Below are 9,058 nucleotides of genomic sequence, written 5' to 3' on the forward strand. Positions count from 1 at the left end.
CACATCCTGCCTCATCGCAGCACAATGCGACGTCGGCGGGGTGCATTATGCGCATAGTTGGCGTGCCGGACCAATTTTCGAGTCTCCAGGTACCGGAATTCGTCCACGCCGATGCCGCCGTTGCCCCGCGTTTGAGCGATGCATGGCATGGGAACCCGCAACAACGCGGCAGAATTACGCGGTCTCAAGCAACGAGGACCAGCCTCGCCGTATGACCGGGTTGATCGCTCGCGATCGCCGTTGAGCGTGGATCGCTCAGAGTACGCCAACGAGGAGGAACACTTTCCATGGCTGAAGAAAACAAGTCGGGACCTGCCGAAGCTGTCAAGGGCGTCGTCGAGGACGCCAAAGGAAAGGCCAAGGAGGCCGTCGGCGCGGTGGCGGGTCGTGATGACCTGACCCGCGAGGGCCAGGCGCAGCAGGACAAGGCCGACGCGCAGCGCGACGCAGCGAAGAAGGAAGCCGAGGCGGAAGCCGCGCGCGGTGGCGCCAAGGCGGCCGAGGAGCGCCAGAAGGACAACCAGTAACAGGGCTGTGAACGATGGGCCCGATCCGTGAAAACGGGTCGGGCCCATCGTCTTTCTTTCCGGCAGGTTCGGCCGGTGAAAAGCCTGAGGTTGCATAGCTTTGCATAGTTTTCGGCGGGACGGGTATCCAGGCGTAGCGCTGTAAGACATCTCCACAGAGGTGCCTACGGACCGGGGGGGAAGCCGGGACGTGACGAGGTTTGGAGATGCTGTTGGACGTGGTGGTGCTCACCGACGAGGACGATTTCGAATCGGCCCTGCCGGACTTGGCCGCGTTCGCCCAACCGATTCGCCGCATCGCCCTGACGGCCGAGACCGACGGGCATCTCGCCACCGCGGACGTCGCGATTATCGACGCGCGTAGCAACGTGGCGCTGGCCCAGGCGGTCAGCCATCGCCTCACGACCGACAGCCCCGCCACCGCGGTGGTCGCCCTGGTGGCGCCGGCGGACTGTGCGGCGGTCGACGTCGATTGCAATTTCGACGACGTGATGCTGCCCGGCACCTGTGCCGAGGAGTTGCAGGCGCGGCTCCGGCTGGCGATCGGGCGGCGGCGCAGCGTGATCGACGGCACGCTGAAGTTCGGCGACCTGGTCCTGCATCCGGCCAGTTTCACCGCGTCGCTGGACGGCCAGGATCTGTGTCTGACCCTCACCGAGTTCAAACTGCTGAATTTCCTTGTGCAGCATGCCGGTCAGGCGTTCACCCGGACCCGACTGATGCAGGAAGTGTGGGGTTATGACAGCACCGGCAAGGTGCGCACCGTCGACGTGCACATCCGGCGGTTGCGCACCAAGCTCGGCGCCCGGCACCAATTCCTGGTCGACACCGTGCGAGGTGTCGGCTACCGGGCGGCGACGCCGCCGCAACCCGAATGGATCGTCGCCGACGCCGGTCTCCACCTCAACGGAACGCGGGCAGGCTGACCCTAACGGCCGTAATTAGCTGCGCTGCAGCGCTTCCGTGCCTGGTCAGCCGAATAAGGGGAACGCGCGCTTGCGCGCCAGCGCATTCATCCCGTCCTGGATGGCGTGTTGCACCTCATGGTATTTGCGTTCGACGTATTGGTCGTCGTCAGCCTTCGCGGGATCGTTGTCGAGTTCGACCGCGGGCATGAAGCGGGTGCGGATCTTGGCCGGCAGGGGCAGCTGCGGCAGCGCCGCCGGCGCGATACCCCACGGCAACGAGACGGCCAACGGGAACACCTTGAGCCGCAGGATCTTATCCAGGCGCAGAGCTTTCGACAGCCGGTCCCCGCGGATCAGCACCGGCATCGCGTCGGCGCCGCCCACGGTGGCGATGGGCACGATCGGCACCCCGGCCCGGATCGCCATCTTGACGAAGCCGGTCCGCCCCGCCAGGTTGGCCTGATCGCGCTCGGTCCACGGGCGCAGCGAATCCACTTCCCCGCCGGGCCACAACGCCACGTCACGCCCCTCTGCCAGGGCGGTCGCGATCGCGTCGGGGGCGGCCGGCAAAACGCCCATGGACCGGAAGTAGCGCCCGAACAACGGAATCGCCATCAACGCATCGTGGGCGGTCCCGTGCAGGGTGCGCTCCTGTCCGAACCGCCGCCACCATTGCAGACCGACGGTCCACGCGTCCCACACGAACGGCGCCCCGGAATGAATCCCCACCAACAGCGCCGGTGGCGACTCGGGGATGTTCTCCCAACCGTCGATCTCCATGCGAAACCAGTAGTCCACCAGCACATTCCACAGATACTTCTGGCGCTGCAGGGCGGTCTCGTCCTGACCGGACAGATCCCATCTCCCCGCGCGTTCGGCCACCCAACCGCTCACCCCGCCGGTTTGCTTGCTGCGTCGTTCTTCCATGGCCTCGCGGGCTTGCTCGGCGTTCCGCTTCGCCTGGGCACGCACCGGCGCCGGCCTGTGATCCGGGTTACTCATGAGTAGTCGCATACCCGATTCGAGCGCGCACGATTCCCCTCAATGCAAATCTCCCCGCGCCACGGCGGTGTGGCGCGGGGAGATTTACTCAGATCAGGCGTGTGCCGCGGGTGCGGGTGCAGGCGCCGGCGGCGCACCCGGTGCCGGGCTGTTCGGCGCACCCGGCGCCGCGCCACCCTCGACGTTGGACGTCCAGATCAGGACGTCCTGGTTGCCGTCGTTGTAGACGACGCCGTTCGGCGGCGCGCCGGTCACGTCGAAGTACAGCGTGCCGGTCGACTCGTTGCCCGGCGCGATCGGCGCCGGGTTGAGCCCGTTGGGCGCCCCCACCTTGTCGATCACGCGGTAGTTCTGGCCGTTGGGCCCGCGGGCGATGAAGTCGTTGACCATCGGGGTGACCAGCCCACCGTCCGACCTGGCGCTGATGTCGGCCTGGTACAGCGTGCCTTTCGGCGTGTACCCGGGAATCGTGACATTGCTGGGCTGCAGGTTGCTGACCGTGTAGTTGGTGATCAGCGGCCCGTCCACCAGTTGTTCGCTGGTGCCGAACCCCTGAATGTTGGGCGCGGCGGCCGCGGGCGTCGCTGCGAAGACGCTCGCCACCGCTATCCCCCCGGCAGCGGCAGCTGTCGCGACGGCAGTCTTGGTGACCTTCATTGTCCATTCCTTTCGTGTCGAACAATTGCCCCCCGGAAGGGCATGACGATATAAGCAGCAAATAGCCAACCGACTTCCGCTTTAAACACCGACGTTCGCCCCATTAGCCAAATTGCCCGGTTAGAGACGCAAAATTGTTGCTTTCGCGGGGAGCACCTTCAGCCTCAGTTGATAACAGCTGCACCATCATTCACATTCGGCACGGTGATTAGTCCGGGTGCTGAGGGGTAACCGGTGCGCTGAGGCCCGCGTCTGGCAAATGTCGGGGGCGCAAGCCGAGACAGCCGCAAAGGGGGCAGTTAGGTGCAACGCGGAAACTCCAAGCACGGTTCACGCGAGGACGACGCGCTCAAGGAGGAACTGGAGGGCACGATTCGCGGCAATCGATCCAGTCGCAGCGAGGAATGGCGCGATCCGGAGCCGCCCGCCGACGACGACCCCGACGTTCCCACGGCGGGCCAGGCGCAGCGCGACTGATAAAGCGGTGCACCGTTAAAACCGGCAAGATGCTCGGCCTGCCCGGAACGTCAATCACACAACAAACTTCGAATCGGTAAAGGAAATGGCATGGGCTTCGTGGCGCAGCAACAATCCGTTCCTGGCGTACAGGCGCAGATGGACCCGATTCCCGACTGTGGTGAAAACAGTTACCAGGGCTCGGGAAAACTGCTGGGCAAAAAGGCGATCATCACCGGCGGCGATAGCGGCATCGGGCGCGCCGTCGCGATCGCCTTTGCGCGCGAGGGCGCTGACGTGTTGATCGCCTACCTCAACGAGGACGACGACGCGCGTGACGTCGCCCGTTACGTCACCAATGCCGGTCGCAACTGCGTGTTGGTGCCCGGCGACCTGTCCGATGCCGCGCACTGCCGCACCGTGGTGGACCGGGCGGTGCAGGAATTGGGCGGCGTGGACATCCTGGTCAACAACGCCGCCTTCCAGATGATGCACAAGAGTCTCGACGAGATCAGCGACGAGGAGTGGGAGTATACGTTCCGGCTCAACATCGGTGCGTACTTCTACCTCGCCAAGGCCGCCGTGCCGCACATGCGCCCGGGCTCGTCGATCATCGGCAGCTCGTCGGTGAATTCCGATAGTCCCAATCCCACCCTGGCGCCGTACGCGGCGACGAAGGCGGCGATCGCGAATTTCTCGGCCAGTCTGGCTCAGCTCCTGGGCGACAAGGGGATTCGCGTCAACAGCGTGGCGCCCGGGCCGATCTGGACGCCCCTGATCCCGTCGACGATGCCGCCGGACAGCGTGGAATCCTTCGGGGACAACGTCCCCCTCGGGCGCGCGGGTCAGCCGGCCGAACTCGCCGCGATCTACGTGTTGTTGGCCTCCGACGACGCGAGCTACATCTCCGGGGCCCGGGTGGCCGTGACCGGCGGCCGGCCGATCCTCTAGCGAAAAGCGTTACACCGCGGCGCATCCCGCACTAGCACGGTCCGCGCTGCCGCTCAGCGACCCCGGACCTTGCGGTTGTGCTTCTTGATCGCGTCCACCAACTCCGACTTGTTCATGCTGGACCGGCCGGCGATGTCGAGGCGACGGGCCAGGTCGAGCAGGTGCTTTTTGCTGGCGTTGGCGTCGACACCCTCGGCCGATTGACCGGTCGGACGCCGGCCACCGCTCTTGGCCCGCTCGTCGGACGGACCCTTTTTGTCCTTGGGCTCCCAGTGATCGCCCACCTTCTCGAAACTGTGCTTGACGGCGGAGTAGGCCACCCGGTGGGCGCGCTCCTCACTGCCGTACTCCTCGGCGGCCGCATCATGGGTTTTCGCGAACGTGCGCTGGGCCTTGGCGCTGGACCGTTGCAATGTGCTGGGCAATTCGCTCTTTTTTGCCGCGCCGCCCTTTGTCGTCTTCGGCATCGAACCTCCTCGGGTACCACAAGCGCTTTCTGGTAGGCAACCGGTTACCCCGTTGCGGCGCGGACAATCACGGTCTGCCCGATGTGCGCGTCGGTCCGGCAGAAATATGTCAATATCGTTGACATGATTCAGGCCGACGATGCTCCGCTGGGGTACCTGCTGTACCGGGTGGGCGCGGTGCTGCGACCCGAGGTTGCCGCCGCGTTGGGCCCGCTGGGCCTCACCCTGCCCGAATTCGTTTGCCTGCGCATTCTTTCGATGTTGCCGGGAATGTCGAGCGCCGAATTGTCTCGCCACACCAACGTCACCCCGCAGGCGATGAACACCGTGCTGCGCAAGCTGGAGGAAGTCGGGGCGGTGGCGCGCCCGTCGTCGGTGTCCTCCGGGCGGGCGCTGCCGGCCAACCTGACCGGGCAGGGCCGCGCCCTGCTCAAGCGCGCCGAAGGAGCGGTCCGCGGTGCCGACGCCCGCATCCTGAGCAAGCTCACCGAAACCCAGCAGCGCGAATTCAAAAGGATGCTCGAGAAACTCGGCTCCGACTAGCGGTGAAGCGGGTCGCCGCCATCAGGCCCGGCGATCGCATGCGCCATCAGGTTTCGATCACCCGGCGGCCTGGATGCGCGCCCATGGCCGCGCCTCTTCGAGCTCGTAGGCCAATTCGAGCAGCAGCGCTTCCTGACCCATATCGGCCGACAGCATCATGCCCACCGGCATGCCGTCGGCGGACTGGGCCAGCGGCAGCGAGATCGCGGGTTCCCCGGTGACGTTGTGCAGCGGGGTGAACGACACCCAGTCGATCAGCCGGCTGATCACCTGCCGGTAATCGGTCGGCGCCAGGAACCCGATGCGCGGCGTCTCGTCGGCGACGGTCGGCGTGAGCACCGCGTCGTAAGTGCGGGCGAATCGCGCGGTGCGCCGGCGCGCCCGGCGCAGCCGCACGATCGCCGCCGGTAGGCGGTGCAGGTTGCGGCTGGTGTGCCGGAGCAGACCCAGCGTCAGGCTGTCGAGCTTGCTGCGGTCGAACGTCTCACCGAACATGTGTCGCCCGCCGCTCACCTGGGCCAGCGCCAGGAAACCCCAATACAACACGAAGTCGTCGACGAAACTGGCCGCGACCGGGGGCTGGTCGACGTGTTCGACCCGGTGGCCCAGCTCCTCGAGCAGGCCCGCGGACTTCAGCGTCAGCTCGCGCACCTGCGGGCTGCACTCGCGCTGTATCGAACGGGTGAGCACCGCGATCCGCAACCGCTGCCGGCCGGGCCCGGTGACGTCGCCGATCGGTGCCAGCTTGGGGTTGCGCCAGATGCGTTCGGCCTCGCGGTAGAAGGCCGCGGTGTCGCGCACCGAACGGGACACCACCCCGTTGACGACGACGCCCACCGGCATCCGGCGCAGCGTCGCGTCCAGGGGCAACCGCCCGCGCGACGGTTTGAGCCCGACCAACCCGTTGCAGGCGGCCGGAATTCGGATCGAGCCGCCGCCGTCGTTGGCGTGCGCCATGGGCACCACGCCGGCGGCGACGAAGGCACCCGATCCCGACGACGACGCTCCGGCGGTGTAGTCGGTGTCCCACGGGTTGCGGACCGGGCCCAGGCGAGGGTGTTCAGCCGACGCGCTGAAGCCGAATTCCGACAGCTGCGTCTTGCCCACCGAGGTCAGCCCGGTGGCGAGATAGAGCTGAGTGAACACGCTGTCGGCGACGGCATTGCGGCGCGCCCACGCATCGGTGCCGTGCATCGAAGGCTGCCCGGCGACGTCGATGTTGTCCTTGATGAACGTCGGGACGCCGCCGAAGTAGCCCGCCACCGGGGCGGCCGCACCGGCCCGCGCTTGGTCAAAAGCCGCGTACGCCAAGCCATTCAGGAGCGGGTCGACGGCCTCGGTGCGGGCGATTGCGGCCTCGATGACCTCGGCCCGGCCCACCCGGCCGGACCGAAGGGCGTCGGCCAGGCCGACCGCGTCCAGATCGCCAAGGGCATCGTCGCCGAACGCGTGCACGTGTCGCATAGCACTGACGCTAACCCGCGCACCCTGCCGACCGGGAGGTTTCCCGGCTTGTCCGCGGCCGGGGCGGTCAGGCCTCGATCAGGCCTGACCCACCTCGAAGCGAACGAAGCGCGTGACGGTGACACCGGCGTCCTCGAGCAGCGCCTTGACGGTCTTCTTGCTATCGGACACCGACGGCTGCTCTAGCAGCACCGCGTCCTTGAAGAAGCCGTTCAGCCGGCCCTCGACGATCTTGGGCAGGGCCTGCTCCGGCTTGCCCTCCGCCTTGGCGGTTTCCTCGGCGATGCGGCGCTCGCTGGCCACCACGTCCTCGGGCACGTCCTCGCGCGAGAGGTAGCGGGCCTTGAGCGCGGCGATCTGCAGCGCGACGGCGTGCGCAGCCTCGGTGTCCGAGCCCTGGTATTCGACCAGCACGCCGACCGCGGGTGGCAGGTCGGCGGCCCGCCGGTGCAGGTAGGTCTCGACGGTACCGTCGAAGTTCGCGACGCGGCGCAGCTCCAGCTTCTCGCCGATCTTGGCCGACAGCTCCGCGATGGCCTGCTCGACGGTCTTAGTGCCCGAGGCTTGGTCAATAGAAGAAGCCTTGAGCGCGTCGATGTCCTTGGCCTTCGACGACACGGCCGCCGCCACGATCTGGTCGGCCAGCGCCTGGAACTCCGCGTTCTTGGCGACGAAGTCGGTCTCGCTGTTCAGCTCGATCAGCGCGCCGCCCTGGGCCGCGACCAGACCTTCGGCCGTCGCACGCTCGGCACGCTTGCCGACGTCCTTGGCGCCCTTGATCCGCAGCGCCTCGACGGCCTTGTCGAAGTCGCCGTCGCTTTCGGCCAGCGCGTTCTTGCAGTCGAGCATGCCGGCACCGGTGAGTTCCCGAAGCCGCTTGACGTCGGCAGCGGTGAAGTTCGCCAATGTTCAGCCTTCCTAAGAGGGGTCAGTTGTTGATTCCGGGGTGCCCGCAGCGGCGTCGGTGGGGGCGGTGGTGGTAGCGGACGCCAGCAGCTCCTGCTCCCATTCGGCGAGCGGCTCTGCGGCTTCCGCCTCGGGCTTGCCGTCACCACGGCCGACCCCGGCGCGGGCCTGCAGGCCCTCGGCGACGGCGGAGGCGATCACCTTGGTCAGCAACGCGGCCGAACGGATCGCGTCGTCGTTGCCCGGGATCGGGTAGTCGACCTCGTCGGGGTCGCAGTTGGTGTCCAGGATCGCGATGATCGGGATGTTCAGCTTGCGAGCCTCCGCAACCGCGAGGTGCTCCTTATTGGTGTCGACGACCCAGATGGCCGACGGCACCTTGGCCATGTCGCGGATACCGCCGAGGCTGCGCTCGAGCTTGTTCTTCTCGCGGGTCAGCATCAAGATTTCCTTCTTGGTGCGGCCCTCGAAGCCACCGGTCTGCTCCATCGCCTCGAGCTCCTTGAGGCGCTGCAGCCGCTTGTGCACGGTGGAGAAGTTGGTCAGCATGCCGCCCAGCCAGCGCTGGTTGACGTAGGGCATGCCGACGCGGGTCGCCTCGGCGGCGACGGACTCCTGCGCCTGCTTCTTGGTGCCGACGAACAGGATGCTGCCACCATGCGCGACGGTCTCTTTGACGAACTCGTACGCCTGGTCGATGAAGGTCAGCGTCTGCTGCAGGTCGATGATGTAGATGCCGTTGCGGTCGGTGAAGATGAACCGCTTCATCTTGGGATTCCAGCGACGGGTCTGGTGCCCGAAGTGGGTGCCGCTGTCGAGCAGCTGCTTCATGGTTACGACGGCCATGGTTGTGCCTTACTTGTGTCGGTTGTCGCCTGGCATCGGGTGAGGCCGGGCCCTGGCGGCTGCTGCGATGCCGGACCCAGCCGGGAAAACCCGGTCGGGACCGCCCGGCATGCGATTGCGAACTCCTCGTGGAACCAGAGACGCGATGCAGACGCGCGAAGTCAGCCCGCGAACGAGCTGCGACCAGCAGTTTACACCGACTCAGCAGGTGCTTTTACCACGCTTCCCCAACCGGGCCGCTCCTGCACAGACCCGGCGGGACTCGGCTGGACCGGCCGTTCGGGACCCGCTGAACTGCCTGGATGCGGTGGAGCGCGCTGCTGATGTGTGC

The 9,058-nt window shown here is 66.8% G+C and carries 11 protein-coding genes; 5 read left to right on the forward strand and 6 right to left on the reverse strand.

Features of this window, described 5'->3' with window-relative positions; all coding sequences use genetic code 11:
* Positions 1-287 precede the first annotated feature (287 nt).
* Both A5659_RS17470 and A5659_RS17475 read left to right on the forward strand, forming a co-directional pair.
* Positions 288-527, forward strand: a complete 240-nt coding sequence (locus A5659_RS17470) for a general stress protein CsbD (RefSeq protein ID WP_066870241.1) — start codon at positions 288-290, stop codon at positions 525-527.
* 206 nt (positions 528-733) lie between these two features.
* Positions 734-1,453, forward strand: a complete 720-nt coding sequence (locus tag A5659_RS17475; protein ID WP_066870238.1) for a response regulator transcription factor — start codon at positions 734-736, stop codon at positions 1,451-1,453.
* Positions 1,454-1,498: 45 nt separating this feature from the next.
* On the opposite strand, the gene A5659_RS17480 is transcribed toward A5659_RS17475, so the two are convergent.
* Together A5659_RS17480 and A5659_RS17485 are read right to left on the reverse strand one after the other, a co-directional pair.
* Positions 1,499-2,437, reverse strand: coding sequence for a lysophospholipid acyltransferase family protein (locus A5659_RS17480; protein WP_066870234.1), 939 nt, complete (start codon positions 2,435-2,437; stop codon positions 1,499-1,501).
* 93 nt (positions 2,438-2,530) lie between these two features.
* Positions 2,531-3,094: an MPT63 family protein gene (locus tag A5659_RS17485; RefSeq protein WP_067144515.1), complete on the reverse strand. Its 564-nt coding sequence runs from the start codon at positions 3,092-3,094 to the stop codon at positions 2,531-2,533.
* A 303-nt stretch (positions 3,095-3,397) separates the two neighbouring features.
* On the opposite strand from A5659_RS17485, the gene A5659_RS28205 reads away from it, so the two are divergent.
* Both A5659_RS28205 and A5659_RS17490 read left to right on the forward strand, forming a co-directional pair.
* Positions 3,398-3,571 carry a hypothetical protein gene (locus A5659_RS28205; protein WP_197498050.1) on the forward strand — a complete coding sequence of 58 codons (174 nt, stop codon included), beginning with the start codon at positions 3,398-3,400 and terminating at the stop codon, positions 3,569-3,571.
* Between the two features lie 90 nt (positions 3,572-3,661).
* Positions 3,662-4,501, forward strand: coding sequence for an SDR family oxidoreductase (locus A5659_RS17490; protein ID WP_067182881.1), 840 nt, complete (start codon positions 3,662-3,664; stop codon positions 4,499-4,501).
* 53 nt (positions 4,502-4,554) lie between these two features.
* On the opposite strand, the gene A5659_RS17495 is transcribed toward A5659_RS17490, so the two are convergent.
* Positions 4,555-4,968 carry a ChaB family protein gene (locus A5659_RS17495; RefSeq protein WP_066870225.1) on the reverse strand — a complete coding sequence of 138 codons (414 nt, stop codon included), beginning with the start codon at positions 4,966-4,968 and terminating at the stop codon, positions 4,555-4,557.
* Positions 4,969-5,091: 123 nt separating this feature from the next.
* Between A5659_RS17495 and A5659_RS17500 the strand changes: the two genes are divergently transcribed.
* Complete coding sequence (locus A5659_RS17500) at positions 5,092-5,511, forward strand: MarR family winged helix-turn-helix transcriptional regulator (RefSeq protein ID WP_067144517.1); 420 nt, start codon at positions 5,092-5,094, stop codon at positions 5,509-5,511.
* 57 nt (positions 5,512-5,568) lie between these two features.
* On the opposite strand, the gene A5659_RS17505 is transcribed toward A5659_RS17500, so the two are convergent.
* The 3 genes from A5659_RS17505 to rpsB all read right to left on the reverse strand — a co-directional run bounded on the left by A5659_RS17505 (position 5,569) and on the right by rpsB (position 8,727).
* Positions 5,569-6,975: an amidase gene (locus A5659_RS17505; RefSeq protein ID WP_067022235.1), complete on the reverse strand. Its 1,407-nt coding sequence runs from the start codon at positions 6,973-6,975 to the stop codon at positions 5,569-5,571.
* Positions 6,976-7,053: 78 nt separating this feature from the next.
* A complete protein-coding gene (gene tsf, locus A5659_RS17510) occupies positions 7,054-7,881 on the reverse strand; it encodes a translation elongation factor Ts (RefSeq protein WP_067182884.1) in 828 nt (275 codons plus the stop codon).
* 12 nt (positions 7,882-7,893) lie between these two features.
* Entirely contained in the window at positions 7,894-8,727 is an 834-nt protein-coding gene (gene rpsB / locus A5659_RS17515; RefSeq protein ID WP_066870213.1) for a 30S ribosomal protein S2, read from the reverse strand.
* Between the last annotated feature and the right edge of the window lie 331 nt (positions 8,728-9,058).

It is taken from the genome of Mycobacterium sp. 1165196.3 (assembly GCF_001673415.1).
Classification (GTDB): Bacteria; Actinomycetota; Actinomycetes; order Mycobacteriales; family Mycobacteriaceae; genus Mycobacterium; species Mycobacterium europaeum_A.